Genomic DNA, 16,126 nt, shown 5'->3' with positions numbered 1-16,126 from the left:
AGACAACAGAAGGCAAGCAGGCTGTTTTCTCGTTTGTTCATCGGCAAGGAGTCACTCATGACCATGTGGACCGGTATCGTGCTGATCGTCTTCATCAGCGCACTGTTCGGCTTTCTCAGCAAGCGGGCCCGCTACCAGCTGGGGGATATTCGTATCACCGACCGCCTAGGCAAACAGGATGTGCTCATCAACCAGCTGCAGGAGCGCATCGCCAATCTGGAGGCCATCGTCATCGAGGAGGAGAAGCGCCGCCCGTTCAAGGAGCTCTGATCCGGCAAGCCGGGCGGCAAACCGGCCAGCCCCCGGGCTGCAAGGGTTTGCCGCCGCCCCCTCCCGCACTCACCCGCCTCCTGCCAGGCAAAAACTAAATTCACAGCAGGATCAGTCCCCTGCCATTTTCAGGCTGAATTTTCGCCAAACTGGCCCATTCCCTGCTCCGTCATGACATCAGTCGTACGGAGAGTGACATCATGATCGCCATCAGCACCCTGCTTCCCCTCGCCTCCCTTGCCCTCAAGCTCGGCAGCAAGCTGCTCGGCGATGGTACGCCACAAGCCAAGGCCGAGACCCCCGTGCAGGAAGAGCGGCTCGCCCCCACGGTGCAGAGCCTGTTCCAGCGGCTCGGCATCAAGGATGCCAACAGCGAGCAGAACCGCCCCGCCATCAACCATTTCATGGGGGCGCTGATGCAGACCCTGGGTCAGGAGTTCTCAGGCCAGTCGCTGCCCCAGGCCATCGACGCCGCCCGCACCCAGCTGGCCGACGGCACCCAGAGCACCCGCCTCGACGCACTGCAGAGCGAGCTCGACACCCTCAAGGGCTCCCTTGGCAACAGCGACCTCAACCTCGATCAGCTGCTCTACGCCTTCAAGCAAACCCTGCCCAACGGCAAGGGGGAAGGGGTCGGCAAGCTGCTCAATGCCAGCGCGTGAGCGGGAGTGGAACCATGAAAAACGGCAACCTGGAGGTTGCCGTTTTTGTCGGGCCGGATCTCATGCTGCCACGCTAGGGTAGTGAGCAAGGTGGACTCAGCATTGCCTCAGCCAGCGCGGTCTGCCCGCGATCCTGCAAGGTATTGGCCGCTCCCAGGCGATCCGCCGCCTCCTTGTTCTGACCCAGTTTGAACTTGCCGACCAGCCCGGTTATCTCGATTTCGATTCCCACCACAGCAGCCACTTTGGCCTCGAGATAGTCTCGCGGCGCATCCGCCATCTTCCAAGGAATGGACTCTCCTGCCTCGTGGGTACGGGTCAGGGTCGCGAGCAAGCGACGCACGAAGCGGGCATCGTCCCTCACCCGGATACGGCCATGGGCGTGCACCACGGCATAGTTCCAGGTCGGCACCTGCTGGTGATGCTCATGCTTACCCGGATACCAGCTGGGGGAGATGTAGCCGTCGGCGGCCCTGAAGATCACCAATACCTCGTCACCGTCTTTCACATCCTGCCAGAGCGGGTTGTTGCGAGCAACGTGGGCACGCAGGACGCCATGGGCCCCTTCCCCTGAATCCAGCTCGAATGGCAGATGGTTGGCATCCAGTCCTCCTTCACCATGGGTGATCAGGGCCCCCAGCGGATAGGCCCGGATCAGCTGGTGCAGGGTCTCGGAGTCGGTAACGGCGAAATGGGGTGGTTGATACATAAGGGCTCCTTGAGCGAGGCATTGACGTCCATGCAGCAGCCCATTCTTGCGCAATCGGTAGTGGCAGGCGATGGCATAGACATAAAAAAGAGGGCCTGAGCCCTCTTCGTTTCATTCGGCTTGGCAATCAGCCGCGCTTGGCCAGCCAAGCTTCGGCGGCAGTCAGGGCTGCCTCAACCTGCTCACGGGCGACGCCGCCTTTGGCAACCCGCTTGGCGAGGGTCGCTTCCAGCTCCAGATTGGGGTAGACGTCGAACTCGATCACCGGGCTGAAGCGCTGGAACTCGCCGATGGTCAGCTCCTCCAGCGGCTTCTTCACCTGGATCGCGTAGACCACGGTCTCGCCGACGATATGGTGCGCCTCACGGAACGGAATTCCCTTGGCCACCAGATAGTCCGCCAGCTCAGTGGCATTGGCGTAGCCGCCCTGGGCCGCCGCCATGGTGCGTTCGCCATTGACCTTCAGATCGATCAGCACCAGCGCCGCCATGTCGAGGCAGTCGTGCCAGGTGTCGAGGGCATCGAACAGCCCCTCTTTGTCTTCCTGCATGTCCTTGTTGTAGGCCAGCGGCAGCGCCTTCAGGCTCATCAGCATGCCCATCTGGGCGCCGACCACCCGACCGGTCTTGCCGCGGATCAGCTCCAGCGCATCCGGGTTCTTCTTCTGCGGCATCAGCGACGAACCTGAGGTGACCGCATCGGACAGCTCGACAAAGCCCGCCTCGCCAGTGTTGTAGAAGATAAGATCTTCGGCAAAGCGCGACAGGTGGGTCATGGAGAGGGATGCCACGTGCATCAGCTCCACCACGTGATCCCGGTCGGAGACCGAATCCAGGCTGTTGCGGGTGGCGCCGGCAAAGCCCATGTCGAGCGCCAGGGCTTCGCGGTCGATGGCGTAGGCGGTGCCCGCCAGTGCGCCACAGCCGAGCGGGCTGGTGTCGAGGCGCTTGAGGGCATCCTGCAGGCGGGAGTAGTCCCGCTCCAGCATCTCCACATAGGCCAGCGCCCAGTGGGCGTAGGTGACCGGTTGGGCCCGCTGCAGGTGGGTGTAACCCGGCAGCACAGCGGCCTGATTGGCGCGAGCGGAGGCGACCAGCCCTTGTTGCAGGGCGGTGATGGAGCCAAGCAGCAGCTCGCCCTGGGCCTTGCACCAGAGTTTCAGGTCGGTGGCGACCTGATCGTTGCGCGAGCGGCCGGTGTGCAGCTTTTTGCCAAGGTCGCCGACGGCGGCGATGAGCTGGCTCTCGACCCAGGAGTGGATATCTTCGGCGTCCGAGCTGAGGATCTGCTGGGGATCCTGCTGCACCGAGGCGAGCAGCACTTCCATCGCCTGCTGTAACTTGGCCTGTTCACCCTCGGTCAACACGCCCACCTTGACCAGCGCTTTGGCCCAGGCCATGGAGCCCTGAATATCCTGCTCTGCCAGCCGGTAATCGAACCGCAGCGAATCGTTGAACTGCTTGAACCGGCTATCGGCTCCCTGACGGAAGCGTCCACCCCAAAGTGCCATACTGCTCTCCTTGAATGCGTTGTCGGCGGCGCTTTGTGCCTGCCGTACTGGCGCAGCCCCTTGGCCTGCGCGCAAAAATCTTGCCCTGTATTTTTCTGCATAACAGTGCGGTAGTGAGCGACGCTGTTGCCGTTAAACACGTCACATCCAGCAACTACGAACCGGTCCCCTCTCCCTCTGGGAGAGGGCTAGGGTGAGGGGAATGGCCAATGACCTCCCCCTCATCCCCAACCCTTCTCCCGCAAGGGGAGAAGGGGGCAAAGCACACCAAATAATTCGAAAACCTCCCCTGTTATCTCACAGAAGCGGCCGGGGCGCTGCCGCTCTTGTCACACCGCCGATGATGGCTCAGGAGCCATGCCCTCAACCTACAGAAGAGGGGGCCATGCCCCCTCAACGGAATCAACGGGTTATCGCGCTTGCTTAGCCGTGGGTGTGATCGCCACCGATGGCCTGGTGCTGCTCCTTCATGGCGCGGATCCGGCTGGCCAGGGTGTAGAGACGGATGAAGCCTTCGGCATGGCTCTGGTCGTACACTTCGTCGGCGCCGAAAGTGGCGAAGTCTTCGGAGTAGAGGCTGTTCGGCGACTTCTTCTGCACCGCGGTGACCTGACCCTTGTACATCTTCAGCACCACTTCACCGTCGAGATCTTCGGCAATGGCATTGGCGGAGGCGACGATGGCCTTGCACAGCGGGGTGAACCAGCGACCGTCATAGACCAGGTGGGAGAACTCGGCCCCCAGCTTTTCCCGCCAGGCGCGGGTCGGGCGATCCAGTACCAGCTCTTCCACTGCGCGCAGCGCGGCGACCATCACGGTACCACCCGGGGTCTCGTAGCAGCCGCGGGACTTCATGCCCACCATCCGGTTTTCGGTGATGTCGATGCGGCCTACGCCGTGCTTGCCGGCACGCTCGTTCAGGGTCATCAGGATCTGGTGCGGGCTGAGCGGCTGGTCGTCAACGGCCACCACTTCACCCTGGGCCACGGTCAGCTTGACGTACTCCGGCTGATCCGGTGCCTGCTCGGCGGGCACGGTCCACTGCCAGACCGCTTCGGACGGCTCGTTCCAGGTGCTCTCCAGCTCGCCACCCTCGGTGGAGATGTGCCAGGCGTTGGCATCGCGGCTGTAGATCTTCTTCAGGGTCGCCTTGCAGGGGATGTTGCGGGTCTCCAGGTAGGCCAGCAGATCCTCCCGGGAGCGCATGTCCCACAGACGCCAGGGGGCGATCACTTTCAGCTGGGGCGCCAGCGCGGCGACCGCACCTTCGAAACGCACCTGATCGTTGCCCTTGCCGGTGCAACCGTGGGAGATGGCATCGGCCCCTTCCGCCAGCGCGGCCTCGACCATGGCCTTGGCGATCACCGGACGGGCCATGGAGGTCCCCAGCAGATAGGTGCCCTCATAGACGGCGCCGGTCTTCAGGGTCGGGTAGACGTACTCTTTGACGAACTCTTCCCGCAGATCCTTGACGATGCACTTGGTGGCACCGGAGGCGATGGCTTTTTGCTCGATCCCTTCCAGATCGTCACGCTCCTGACCGACGTCGGCGACGAAGGCGATGATCTCCGCATCATAGTTTTCCTTCAGCCAGGGAATGATGGCCGAGGTATCCAGTCCGCCCGAGTAAGCCAGTACGATCTTGTTGATTCCGCTCATTTACTTCTCTCCATGATGATTCGATAAAAGGGTGTTATTTGGGGTCGGTTGCCGTTATTTGTGCCCAAGCAGGGTCAGCAGTACGGCGTTCTGGATATGCATCCGGTTTTCTGCCTCGTCCATGATGAGGGAGCCAGGCCCGTCCATGACCTGAGAGGTGATCTCCAGCTCCCGGTGCGCCGGCTGGCAGTGCAGCACATGCTGGATTCCGGTACGGTCGAGCAGGGCCTGGTTGATCTGATAAGGCATAAAGATATCTTTTACCTGCTCCATTGGCGTGTTGTCACCCATGGAGACCCAGGTATCCGTGTAGGCCACGTCAAACCCTTCGATGGCCGCCACGTCGTCGCTGATGTGGATGGTCGCACCGGACTGGGCTGCCAGCGCCTGGGCCTGCAGGAAGATCTGGGTATCCGGGCCGTGGCCTTTCGGGCAGACCAGGGTCACGTCGGTACCCAGGGTCGCTCCCAGCAGCAGCAGAGAGTGGCTGACGTTGTTGCCATCACCGAGGTAGGCCAGCTTCACCTTCGACAGGTCGTCATAGTGCTCGGCAATGGTCATAAAGTCCGCCAGCCCCTGACAGGGGTGGTAGAGGTTGCACAGGCTGTTCACCACCGGCACTGTGCCGTGCTCCGCCAGCTCGACCAGGGTCTGGTGATCGAACACCCGGGCGACGATGGCATCACACCAGCGCGACAGGTTGGCGGCGAAATCCTTCACCGATTCCCGCTTGCCCAGCGCGCCGTTCTGCTGATCCAGATAGACGCTGTGGCCGCCCAGTTTGGCGATGCCAATGTCGAAGGTGACCCGGGTGCGCAGGGAGGGCTTCTCGAACAGAGTCACCACGCTCTTGCCGGCCAGCGCCTGGCCGTACTTCTTTGGGTCGGCCTTGACCGCTTTGCCCAGGGCGATCAGCGCTTCAATCTGGGCTTTGTTCAGATCACTGTCTTTCAGAAGATGTTGCATCGGATGTTCCTTGTTCCGGTGGAGATCAGAGGGGGACCCCAGTGCCGACGGCACTCGTGACGATAGTACCGACGGCGCCGCCAGCCAGCAGCTTGAGCAGCTGATCCGGGTAGCGCCAGCTGGCGACACAGACCGGTTTGCCCAGGGTCTCGGCGGCATGCAGGGCGGCTTTCACCTTGACCGCCATGCCGTCGCTGATCACCCCCTTCTCCATCAGATCCAGCGCGGTCACCTTGTCGAGCTGGGGCACCAGCTTGCCCTTGCCATCCAGGATGCCGCTCACGTCGGAGAGCATCACCAAATCGGCGCCCAGCGCCTCGGCAATGGCGGTGGCCGCCTGATCCGCGTTGACGTTCATCAGCTGCCCCTGGGCCGTGATGCCGATGGAGCTCACCACCGGCAGGAAGCCCTGAGCGAGGATCCCCGCCACCAGCGCCGGGTTGCCCGGCTGGCAGTCACCCACGGCGCCGAGCGCCGGGTCGAGCTGGGTCACCTGGCACAGACCGCCGTCCGCCAGGCAGAGCCCCACCGCCGGGATGTCGGTGGCGATGGCCTTGGCCATCATCATCTTGTTGGCGGTACCGGCCAGCGCGCCGGCGATGAAGGGGATCTGCTCGAACGGGGTCACCCGCAGACCGTTCTTCTTGGTGGAGGTGAGACCCAGCCCCTTGAGCAGGTCATCCACCAGGCAGCCGCCGCCGTGCACCAGCACCAGGGGTCTGTGCTGCTCGTCCAGAAAGGTCTTGAGGGTGGCGAACAGGGCGGTCAGCGCCTCGTCGTTTTCGATCAGTGCGCCACCCAACTTGATTACCAGAGTCTGCTTGTCCATCGTTGCGATCCTTCCTTGAGTCCTTAAATCAGGCCGGTGGCCGGTTCAAATCCAAATTTGATATTTATGCACTGCATGGCCTGGGAGGCGGCGCCCTTGAGCAGGTTGTCGATGGCGGAGACCACCACCAGCATGTTGCCCTGCTGTTGCCAGGCGAGGTCGCAGTACGGGGTGCCCGCAACACCACGGATGGAGGGCATCTGGCCGGTGAGGCGCACCAGCGGCTTGCCCTCGTAGGCCTTGAGGTAGGCCTGATCCACCTGGGTCTGTGTCACGCCGTCCGCCAGTTGCACATAGATGGTGGCCAGAATGCCGCGCACATAGTTGCCAAGGTGAGGCTGGAACAGCACCTCCTTGCCGAGGTGGTGGCTGATCTCCGGCTGATGTCTGTGATTGAAGGTGCCGTAGGGGTTGAGGCTCACCTCGCAGAAGCTGGTGTTGATGGCCGCTTTGCGACCTGCCCCGGAGACCCCGGAGACGGCGTTGATGATGGGCTGCCACCCCTTGGCAATCAGTCCGGCTTGCTGCAACGGCTTGAGGGCGCAAAGGGAGGCGGTCGGGTAGCAACCAGGCACGGCAATCAGCTGGGCCGCCTTGACCGCTTCGGCATTCCACTCCGCCAGGCCGTAGGCGGCCTGATCCAGCCACTGTTCGCTCTCGTGGGTAAAGCCGTAGAAGCTGTCGTAAAAGTTCTGATCCTTGACCCGGAAGGCGCCGGAGAGATCGAACACCGGCAGCCCCTTGGCCAGGAACTTGGGTGCAAGCTCGGCGCTCACCTCGTGGGCGGTGGCCAGCAGCACCAGATCGGCCTGGGTCAGGATCCGGGTCATGCCATCTTCGTCCAGCGGCAGCAGCGGCTGATCCAGCGCGCCGACCCACTGGGGATGCAGAGAAGAGAAACGCTTGTGGGCGTCTTGGCTGCCGGCGGAAACATAGAGGCCGAACAACTTGAGTTGTGGATGGTTCTGGACCAGGGCGGCCAGCTCGGCTCCCGCGTAGCCACTGGCACCGACGATAACGGTGTTAAGCATGTTGAGTATTCCAAGTCAGAGTTCGAGATTCACAGCATGGTGCTGCGGTGCACAAGGGGGTTCGATGCCCCATGCACAAGTGCGGAGGGGCAATTCAGGCGGGTGTGTGTCGTCGGTTATAGATCAGGTGACAGAACATTAACTTTCCCTTACAACTAGAAGCCTTGTCGATGAGCCACGTATTCAGGCAAACTTACAGAATATTCATGCACTCACTTTGCATTTGTATTTTCTAACAGAAACATTCCGGGGAAGCAAGGAGGAGCAGGTGGCCAATCTGGATTTTTTTTCACTCTACAAGAATATTATTGCGATTCCGTCCATCAGCAGCACGGATCCCCGCTGGGATCAGAGCAATGAGGCGGTGATCCGGCTGCTGGCCGACTGGTTCGGTCAGCTCGGTTTTCAGTGCGAGGTGACCGCCCTGCCCGATCTGCCGGGCAAGTTCAATCTGGTGGCGACGATAGGTCACGGCGAAGGGGGGCTGCTGCTGGCGGGCCACACCGATACGGTGCCGTTCGACGAGGGCGCCTGGCGCAAGGATCCCTTCAAGGTGACCGAAGAGGGCAACCGCCTCTATGGCCTCGGTACCATCGATATGAAGGGCTTCTTCGCCTTTATCGTCGAGGCGCTCAAGGAGATCGATCTCAAGACGCTCAACAAGCCGCTGCGCATTCTGGCTACCGCCGATGAAGAGACCACCATGGCGGGGGCCCGCGCCATCGCTGCCGCAGCCGAACTAAAACCCGACTACGCGGTGATCGGCGAGCCGACCGGGCTGGTACCGGTGGTGGCCCACAAGGGGCACATGTCGGAAGCCATCCGCATTACCGGCAAGAGCGGTCACAGCTCGGATCCCGCCAACGGCGTCAACGCGCTGGAGATCATGCACCAGGCCATGGGCCAGGTGCTCAAGCTGCAGCACAGCCTGAAGGAGAAGTACGCCGACCACAGATTCGCCGTGCCGCAGCCGACCCTGAACCTCGGCTACATCCAGGGGGGTGACAGCCCGAACCGCATCTGCGGTTGCTGCGAACTGCACATCGACATGCGCCCCACCCCGCAGGTGGGCCCCGACGAGCTGATGGGCATGCTCAAAGAGGCGCTCTCCCCCATCGAGATCCACCAGCCAGGCTGCCTGCACCTGCAGCACCTGCACGAGCCGATCCCCGCCTACGCCTGCGCCGATGACTCCGAGCTGGTGCGCGAGGCCGAGCGGGCAAGCGGCCGGGCCGCCGAATCCGTGAACTATTGCACCGAGGCCCCCTTCATCCAGCAGCTCGGTTGTGAAACCATAGTGCTGGGCCCCGGCCACATCGCCCAGGCCCACCAGCCGGACGAATATCTGGATCTGTCGTTCGTCAAACCGACCACCCGCGTATTGCAGCACCTGATCCGCCGTTTCTGTCTCTGAATTGACGGGAATGTAAGTAAGTTACATGACATCGCACCTCGGGACTGGTGATGGAAATACATGTTCTGAATCGGCCTGTTATTTGACCTTGCGCAGACAATCTGGGTAGATTGTCACCCTAAGATGACGGAGCATATGTTGTAATCGCACAACAATAAGTGAGGTCGTCTCTCACCCCGGATGGGTGTCAGGCACCAACAAGATAAGGATGTGGAATGAACGAAAAGTACGCCGCACTACGCGCCAACGTAGGCATGCTGGGTCAACTGCTGGGCAAGTCCATCAAGGATCATCAGGGACAGGCCTTCCTCGACAAGATCGAAACCATTCGCCAGCTGGCCAAATCCTCCCGCAAAGGCAATGAGACAGACCGGGAACGTCTGCTCGATACCCTGCGCAACCTGAGCGATGACGAGCTGCTGCCGGTGGCCCGCGCCTTCAGCCAGTTTCTCAACCTGGCCAACGTGGCCGAACAGTTCCACACCATCTCCCGTCGCTGCGAAGAGCAGGTCTGCACCCCGGATCCGCTCGAGCAGATGTTCGACAAGCTGAAAGCCTCCAACCTGTCGCAGGAGGCCATCATCCAGGCCGTGCGCGAGCTGGACATCGATCTGGTGCTGACCGCTCACCCCACCGAGGTGACCCGTCGCACCCTGATCCACAAGCACGTACAGCTCAACGACTGCCTCGAGGCGCTGGAGCTGTCCGATCTGCTGCCCCGCGAGCGGGACAAGATCCTCAATCGCATCGAACAGCTGGTCAACCAGGCCTGGCACACCAACGAGATCCGCGAACAGCGCCCGACCCCGGTGGACGAGGCCAAGTGGGGCTTCGCCGTGGTGGAAAACAGCCTGTGGCCGGCCATCCCCGAATTCATGCGCAATCTGGACGAGCGGCTGCAACACCACCTGGGTGTGCGGCTGCCGCTGGATGCCGCGCCGGTCAAGTTCACCTCCTGGATGGGCGGTGACCGCGACGGCAATCCCTTCGTCACCGCCAAGGTGACCGCCGAAGTGCTGGAGCTGGGCCGCTGGATGGCGGTGAGCCTGTTCTACAAGGACATCAAGGAGCTCACCTCCGAGCTCTCCATGTCCGACTGCACCGACGCCGTGCGCGAGCGGGTCGGCGATCACCCCGAGCCTTACCGCGCCCTGGTACGCGAGCTGCGCGAACAGCTGCGCGAAACCCAGGAGTTCCTCACCGCCAAGGTGCAGGGCCAGGCGAGCGAGAGCCGGGATCTGGTCAAGACCACCGCCCAGCTGCGCGAGCCGCTGGAGCTCTGCTACCACTCCCTGCACGCCTGCGGCATGGGCAACATCGCCGATGGCATGCTGCTGGACGTGCTGCGCAAGCTGGCCTGCTTCGGTATCCACCTGGTCAAGCTGGACATCCGTCAGGATGGCGAGCGCCACGGCCAGGTCTTCTCCGAGCTGACCCGCTACCTCGGCATGGGTGACTACGCCGAATGGAGCGAGGACGACAAGCAAGCCTTCCTGCTCAACGAACTCAACTCCCGCCGCCCGCTCATCCCGACCGACTGGGAGCCGAGCGACGAGACCCGCGAGACCCTGGACACCTGCAAGGTCATCGCCCAGCACGATCCCGATGCGTTCGGCATCTACATCATCTCCATGGCCGGCGCACCGTCCGACGTGCTGGCGGTGCAGCTGTTGCTCAAAGAGGCCGGCTGCAAGTTCCGCATGCCGGTCGCCCCGCTGTTCGAGACCCAGGAAGACCTGATGGCGGGTACCGCCGTGATGGAGCGCCTGCTGTCGGTGGACTGGTATCGCGGCTACATCCAGGGCCGTCAGTACGTGATGATCGGCTACTCTGACTCCGCCAAGGACGCGGGCATGATGGCCGCCGGCTGGGCCCAGTACGCCGCCATGGAATCCCTGGTGGCGCTGGCCGAGGCCAACAACCTGCGCCTCACCCTGTTCCATGGCCGTGGCGGTACCGTCGGCCGCGGTGGCGCCCCTGCCCATCAGGCGATCCTGTCGCAACCGCCAGGATCCCTGCGCGGTGGCCTGCGGGTGACCGAACAGGGCGAGATGATCCGCTTCAAGTTCGGCCTGCCGAAGGTGGCCATCCAGAGCCTCAACCTCTACACCAGCGCCGTGCTGGAGGGGAACCTGCTGCCACCGCCCAAGCCCAAGGAGTGCTGGCGCGCCGTGATGGAGCAGCTGGCGTCTGTCTCCTGCGATCACTACCGCAGTATCGTGCGCGGTCATCCGGACTTCGTGCCCTACTTCCGCGCCGCCACCCCCGAGATGGAGCTCGGCAAGCTGCCGCTCGGCTCGCGCCCCTCCAAGCGCAAGCCCAACGGCGGGGTCGAGAGCCTGCGCGCCATCCCCTGGATCTTCGCCTGGACCCAGAACCGGCTGATGCTGCCGGCCTGGCTCGGTGCCCACAAGGGGCTGCAGCAAGCCATCGCCGACGGTCAGAAAGGCGTGCTGGAAGAGATGAGCCGTCAGTGGCCCTTCTTCCGCACCCGCCTCGAGATGCTGGAGATGGTGTTCCTCAAGGCGGACGTCTGGCTGGCTGAATACTACGACACCCGGCTGGTGCCCAAGGAGCTGTGGGGCCTGGGCAAACAGCTGCGTCAGGAGCTTGCCGACTCCATCCAGGTGGTGCTGGAGCTGCGCCCGCAGGGCGACTTGCTCGACGACCAGCCCTGGATCAAGGAGTCCATCAAGCTGCGCAACCCCTACACAGACCCGCTCAACGTACTGCAGGTCGAACTGCTGGGCCGCTCGCGCAACCACCCGGAGACCCTGCATCCCGAGCTGGATCAGGCGCTGATGGTCACCATCGCCGGCATCGCAGCCGGTATGCGTAACACGGGTTGATAGTCGGGGCTATCAAGCTCCTCTCAATGACAAAGGGCGCCTCGGCGCCCTTTGTCATATCTACAGGACCCGCAGGAACCTTGATCGTCAGGTGTTGCCTCGAATTCGCAGGGGCGATTGGCCGTCAGGGCAATTGCCCGCTTGAGAGGAAGGGGGATGACACGGTGTCGCCGTGCTGGGCGCGAAGCCACCGCCTGGACAAGCGGGCTCGCCTCAGCGAATAAGAGGGGGAACCAATACCGTGCTCGTTCATGCTACCTGTGCAAGTCCGGTTATTACCTGACTCTTGCCTGCAACCTGTTGAAGAAGCTAAAAAACGGGCCGCTTACGGGATAGGGAAATCAGCCGGCAGACCTAAAAACCTGCCGCTAAACAATAAAAAGAGGCGCCACTGGCACCTCTTTGACTGAATGGTTTGTTTGCTGTTACAGGCTGGCACAGATCTGCCAGAGGTCGTACTGGATGGCGGCGGCCGTCACTTCCCGGCCGGCGCCCGGCCCCTGAATCACCAGCGGGTTGGTGCGATAGCTGTCGCTCTCGATGGCGAAGATATTGTCGCACGGCAGCAGGTTGGCAAACGGGTGGTGGGGCTCCAGCGCCTCCAGCCCCACTCGCGCCTTGCCGTCGTGCTCGAAGCGAGCGACGTAGCGCAGCACCTTGCCGACCCGGCGCGCCCCCTCGAAAGCGGTCTGGATCGGGTCATCCAGCTCTTTCAGCCTGTCCATGAACTGATCCGTGCTCACCTTGCGCAGGGAGACAGGCACCAGGTTCTCCAGCTCGATATCGGCGGAGTCGAGCTCGAAGCCCGCCTCCCGCGCCAGAATGAGCAGCTTGCGGCGCACATCCTGGCCGGAGAGATCCTCGCGGGGATCCGGCTCGGTCAGGCCGTGCTGCCACGCCTCGTCCACCAGCTCGGAGAAGGGGCGGCTGCCGTCATACTGCTGGAACAGCCAGGAGAGGGTGCCGGAGAAGATGCCGGAAACCCCCTGAATGCGATCGCCGCTCTGGCGCAGCATCTGGATGCTGGACTGGATAGGCAGCCCGGCACCGACAGTGGCGTTGTAGCGCCACTGCACCTGATGGTCGCGGCAGGTCTGCTTGATGCGCTGGTAGAACTCGCTGTCGGCGGCGCCGGCAAATTTGTTGGCGGCGATGATGTGAATGCCGAGCTGGGCAAAGTCCGGGTAGTAGCGGCTCACCGTCTCGCTGGCGGTCATGTCCAGCGCAATCAGGGTATCGAATCCGTGCTGCTCCAGCTGGGCCAGCAGCTCGGGCCAGATCAGCGGCTTGGGATTGAAGTTGTCCTGCACCTTGAGCGGATCCAGCCCCTCTTCATCGAGCAGGCCCCCTTCCGAGCTGAACACCCCGTAGAGGGTGAGCGCCAGGTTCAGTTCATGCTCGAGCCGCGCCTTTTCGCGGGCATAGAGATTCAGCCAGTGGCCGCCGATATTGCCCTTGCCGAACACCACCAGCCCGACCCGGTTCGGGCGGCTGAACAGGGCGCTGTGCAGGGCGATCAGCAGCGGCTCCAGCACCACCTGGCGCAGCACGGCCACCAGGCTCAGGCCATCTTTGGCCACCTGCACGAACTCCAGCGGCTGATCCGCCAGCAGCTGGTAGAAACGGTGACACTGCTCGGCGTTGTCGGTGACGCCGGCCCCCACCAGCGCCACCAGGCTGTAGCCTTCGCGCTGGATAAGACCGGTGAAGCTGCCCTGCAGCTGGAAGTCGCGCAGCAGCTCGAACGCCCCTTGCGCCACCTCGAGGGTGTAGGCGAGGCGCAGGATCCGGCGATCTGGCTGGCGCTGCAGGGTAAGCGGGTTGAGGCGATGGCGGGCCAGATGGGCCTCGATGGTGGCCACCGTCTGCTCATAGTTTGTCTGCGGCAGTACCTTCAGCTCGATGAGAGCGATCTGATCCACCGAGGAGACGATGCGGGCGCCGCCGGAGCGGGGTGCACGGCGCAGGATGTGGGTGCAACCCTCGTCCGGGTTGTAGCTGCAGCGCAGGGTGAGCCGCTGGCGGCTGTCGGCCACCGGCTGCAGGGTGCGCGAGTGCAATACCGAGGAGCCGAGGCGGGCCAGCTCGTTGGCTTCGGCGAGGCTCAGGCGCTCCAGCAGACGCGCCTCCTTCACCCGACGCGGGTCGGCGCTGTAGACCCCGGCCACGTCGCTCCAGATGGTGGTGGATTCGCCGTCCGCCAGCAGGGCCAACAGGCTGGCGCTGTAGTCGGAGCCGTTGCGACCGAGCAGCAGGGAGCGTCCCTCCATGTCGGCGGCGATAAAGCCGGTCACCACGATGCGCCCGGCGTGTTCCGCCAGCCGCGCCTTGAGCAGTTCGCTGGACAGCGCGGTATCCACCTTGACCAGGGCACCATCCTCGGCGCGCAGGAAGCTGCGGGCATCGAGCCAGATGGCCTTGTCGCCGCGACTGGTGAGCAAGGCCGCCAACAGGCGCGCCGACCACACCTCGCCAAAGGCGAGCAGGCCGTTGCGCTCGAAGCGGTCAAACTGCCCCTCCAGGGTCTTGGCGATCAGCTGCATGTCGTCGGCCAGCTGCTGGCTCAGCTCGAGCTGAAGCTCCCCTTCCAGCAGGCCGTCGATCAGGCTCTGCTGATAGGCCTGCAGGGCCGAGATGGCCTCGCCGGCGGCTTCATCGCCTGCTTCGGCCAGCTCCACCAGCTGGATCAGCCGGTTGGTGGTCTTGCCGGCGGCGGAGACCACCACCAGCTCTCGCCCGCCCCCCTGCTGCTCGGCTTGCTGTTCGAGAATGCTGGCGACCCGGCGATAACAGACCGGATCCGCCAGACTGCTGCCACCGAATTTGTGGACGTGACGTCGCTTCAAGCCTGCTTCTGTTGCCACCGCGATCTCTCCTTGTTGCTGCTGTTCCATTACTTCGCCACCTGCTGTGCCTGTGCAAACGCCGCGGCCAGATCGGCCACCAGATCCTCACCGTGCTCGATACCGACCGACAGACGCAGCAGCTGGCTGCTGATGCCTGCCGCCTGCTGGGCGGCCGGGGTCATGGCCCTGTGGGTCATGCTGGCCGGATGGGCCACCAGACTCTCCACCCCGCCAAGGGATTCGGCCACCGAGAAGAGGGTGAGGGCCGCCAGGAAGGCGCGAATGCCCGCCTCATTGCAATCGAGCTCAAAACTTAGCATGGCGCCGAAGCCGGACTGTTGACGGCGCGCAATATCGTGGCCCGGATGGCTCGGCAGGCTGGGGTGATAGATGCGCTTGACCAGCGGTTGCTGCTGCAGGAAGGCGAGGATGCGGTCGGTGTTCTCCTGATGGGCGCGCAATCTGGGAGCCAGGGTGCGCAGGCCGCGCAGGGTGAGGTAGGAGTCGAACGCCCCGGAGGTGAGTCCCAGACAGTTGGCCCACCACACCAGGGAGTCGGCCAGCTCGGATTCCTTGGCGATCGCCACCCCGCCCACCACATCGGAGTGGCCGTTGATGTACTTGGTGGTGGAGTGCACCACCAGGTCCGCCCCCAGCGCCAGCGGCTGTTGCAGCAGCGGCGAGAGGAAGGTGTTGTCCACCGCCACCTTGGCTCCCGCCGCGTGGGACGCCTCGGCGATGGCGGCAATGTCCACCACCCGCAGCAGCGGGTTGGAGGGGGTCTCCACCCACACCAGCGCCGGCTGCTGGGCCAGCGCTTCGGCCAGTGCCGCCGCATCCCCCTGATCGACGAACTGCACCCGGTAGTGGCCCTTGGCCGCCAGGTACTCGAACAGGCGCCAGGTGCCGCCATAGCAGTCGTGGGGAGCGATCAGCAGATCCCCCGCCTTGAGCAGGGCGGTGGTGACCAGATGGACGGCCCCCATGCCGGTGCCGGTCACCACGGCGCCGGCCCCCCCTTCCAGCGCCGCCAGGGCGTCCGCCAGATTGGTGCGGGTCGGGTTGCCGGAGCGGGCATAATCGTATTGACGGGGCTCGCCAAAGTCGGCAAAGGTGTAGTTACTGGAGAGGTAGATGGGCGGCACCACGGCACCGTGTTGCTGGTCAGTCTCAATCCCGGTGCGCACTGCTTGGGTGGCCTTGTGGGTCATGTCACTCTCCTTGATGTCTCTTCACACGCTGGCATGCTGTTTCTGCCACGCGCCATCCCGCCATTGCAGGCTCATGGTGAACCACACTACGCCAGCTTAAAAAGGCCGTCAACACTTCTAGACGTCTAAATGGCTTTGCTGTTGGATTGCCATTAAATTCCTTAAGGGTT

The 16,126-nt window shown here is 63.3% G+C and carries 12 protein-coding genes; 4 read left to right on the top strand and 8 right to left on the bottom strand.

From position 1 onward, the window contains the following. Positions 1-57 precede the first annotated feature (57 nt). On the top strand, positions 58-270 hold the full coding sequence (locus PG899_RS13345; protein ID WP_016349365.1) for a hypothetical protein: 213 nt from the start codon (positions 58-60) through the stop codon (positions 268-270). Between the two features lie 200 nt (positions 271-470). Next, a complete protein-coding gene (locus tag PG899_RS13340; RefSeq protein WP_077096401.1) occupies positions 471-932 on the top strand; it encodes a hypothetical protein in 462 nt (153 codons plus the stop codon). Between the two features lie 73 nt (positions 933-1,005). Here the strand turns inward: PG899_RS13340 and PG899_RS13335 are convergent, their stop codons facing one another. The 6 genes from PG899_RS13335 to argC all read right to left on the bottom strand — a co-directional run bounded on the left by PG899_RS13335 (position 1,006) and on the right by argC (position 7,636). After that, complete coding sequence (locus tag PG899_RS13335; RefSeq protein WP_077096402.1) at positions 1,006-1,641, bottom strand: FMN-binding negative transcriptional regulator; 636 nt, start codon at positions 1,639-1,641, stop codon at positions 1,006-1,008. A 127-nt stretch (positions 1,642-1,768) separates the two neighbouring features. Further along, positions 1,769-3,151, bottom strand: coding sequence for an argininosuccinate lyase (gene argH / locus PG899_RS13330; protein ID WP_077096403.1), 1,383 nt, complete (start codon positions 3,149-3,151; stop codon positions 1,769-1,771). Between the two features lie 423 nt (positions 3,152-3,574). Next, positions 3,575-4,810: an argininosuccinate synthase gene (locus tag PG899_RS13325; protein ID WP_016349361.1), complete on the bottom strand. Its 1,236-nt coding sequence runs from the start codon at positions 4,808-4,810 to the stop codon at positions 3,575-3,577. 54 nt (positions 4,811-4,864) lie between these two features. Next, the gene (locus PG899_RS13320; RefSeq protein ID WP_179101431.1) at positions 4,865-5,776 is read right to left on the bottom strand and encodes an ornithine carbamoyltransferase; all 912 of its coding nucleotides are present in this window, start codon (positions 5,774-5,776) and stop codon (positions 4,865-4,867) included. A 25-nt stretch (positions 5,777-5,801) separates the two neighbouring features. Continuing rightward, the gene (gene argB, locus PG899_RS13315; protein WP_077096405.1) at positions 5,802-6,605 is read right to left on the bottom strand and encodes an acetylglutamate kinase; all 804 of its coding nucleotides are present in this window, start codon (positions 6,603-6,605) and stop codon (positions 5,802-5,804) included. Positions 6,606-6,628: 23 nt separating this feature from the next. Further along, on the bottom strand, positions 6,629-7,636 hold the full coding sequence (gene argC / locus PG899_RS13310; protein ID WP_077096406.1) for an N-acetyl-gamma-glutamyl-phosphate reductase: 1,008 nt from the start codon (positions 7,634-7,636) through the stop codon (positions 6,629-6,631). Positions 7,637-7,904: 268 nt separating this feature from the next. Between argC and argE the strand changes: the two genes are divergently transcribed. After that, on the top strand, positions 7,905-9,050 hold the full coding sequence (argE, locus tag PG899_RS13305; RefSeq protein ID WP_045529046.1) for an acetylornithine deacetylase: 1,146 nt from the start codon (positions 7,905-7,907) through the stop codon (positions 9,048-9,050). 215 nt (positions 9,051-9,265) lie between these two features. Further along, on the top strand, positions 9,266-11,899 hold the full coding sequence (ppc, locus tag PG899_RS13300) for a phosphoenolpyruvate carboxylase (protein WP_077096407.1): 2,634 nt from the start codon (positions 9,266-9,268) through the stop codon (positions 11,897-11,899). A gap of 425 nt (positions 11,900-12,324) precedes the next feature. On the opposite strand, the gene PG899_RS13295 is transcribed toward ppc, so the two are convergent. Together PG899_RS13295 and metB are read right to left on the bottom strand one after the other, a co-directional pair. Further along, complete coding sequence (locus PG899_RS13295) at positions 12,325-14,793, bottom strand: bifunctional aspartate kinase/homoserine dehydrogenase II (protein WP_077096408.1); 2,469 nt, start codon at positions 14,791-14,793, stop codon at positions 12,325-12,327. Beyond that, the gene (gene metB / locus PG899_RS13290) at positions 14,793-15,956 is read right to left on the bottom strand and encodes a cystathionine gamma-synthase (protein ID WP_077096409.1); all 1,164 of its coding nucleotides are present in this window, start codon (positions 15,954-15,956) and stop codon (positions 14,793-14,795) included. The genes PG899_RS13295 and metB overlap by 1 nt, the downstream gene beginning before the upstream one ends. Positions 15,957-16,126 lie beyond the last annotated feature (170 nt).

This window comes from Aeromonas sp. QDB39 (assembly GCF_027707585.1).
Taxonomy (GTDB): Bacteria; Pseudomonadota; Gammaproteobacteria; order Enterobacterales; family Aeromonadaceae; genus Aeromonas; species Aeromonas hydrophila.
Note: the sequence above shows the minus strand (reverse complement) of the source record. Positions and strands in the feature narration are given on the sequence as shown.

What these genes read in the sequence shown, in the direction of transcription:
- metB (WP_077096409.1), bottom strand. Translation starts at nt 15,956, where the DNA reads ATGACCCACAAGGCCACCCAAGCAGTGCGCACCGGGATTGAGACTGAC.
- argH (WP_077096403.1), bottom strand. Translation starts at nt 3,151, where the DNA reads ATGGCACTTTGGGGTGGACGCTTCCGTCAGGGAGCCGATAGCCGGTTC.
- PG899_RS13295 (WP_077096408.1), bottom strand. Translation starts at nt 14,793, where the DNA reads ATGGAACAGCAGCAACAAGGAGAGATCGCGGTGGCAACAGAAGCAGGC.
- argC (WP_077096406.1), bottom strand. Translation starts at nt 7,636, where the DNA reads ATGCTTAACACCGTTATCGTCGGTGCCAGTGGCTACGCGGGAGCCGAG.
- PG899_RS13325 (WP_016349361.1), bottom strand. Translation starts at nt 4,810, where the DNA reads ATGAGCGGAATCAACAAGATCGTACTGGCTTACTCGGGCGGACTGGAT.
- argB (WP_077096405.1), bottom strand. Translation starts at nt 6,605, where the DNA reads ATGGACAAGCAGACTCTGGTAATCAAGTTGGGTGGCGCACTGATCGAA.
- PG899_RS13340 (WP_077096401.1), top strand. Translation starts at nt 471, where the DNA reads ATGATCGCCATCAGCACCCTGCTTCCCCTCGCCTCCCTTGCCCTCAAG.
- PG899_RS13345 (WP_016349365.1), top strand. Translation starts at nt 58, where the DNA reads ATGACCATGTGGACCGGTATCGTGCTGATCGTCTTCATCAGCGCACTG.
- ppc (WP_077096407.1), top strand. Translation starts at nt 9,266, where the DNA reads ATGAACGAAAAGTACGCCGCACTACGCGCCAACGTAGGCATGCTGGGT.
- PG899_RS13335 (WP_077096402.1), bottom strand. Translation starts at nt 1,641, where the DNA reads ATGTATCAACCACCCCATTTCGCCGTTACCGACTCCGAGACCCTGCAC.
- PG899_RS13320 (WP_179101431.1), bottom strand. Translation starts at nt 5,776, where the DNA reads ATGCAACATCTTCTGAAAGACAGTGATCTGAACAAAGCCCAGATTGAA.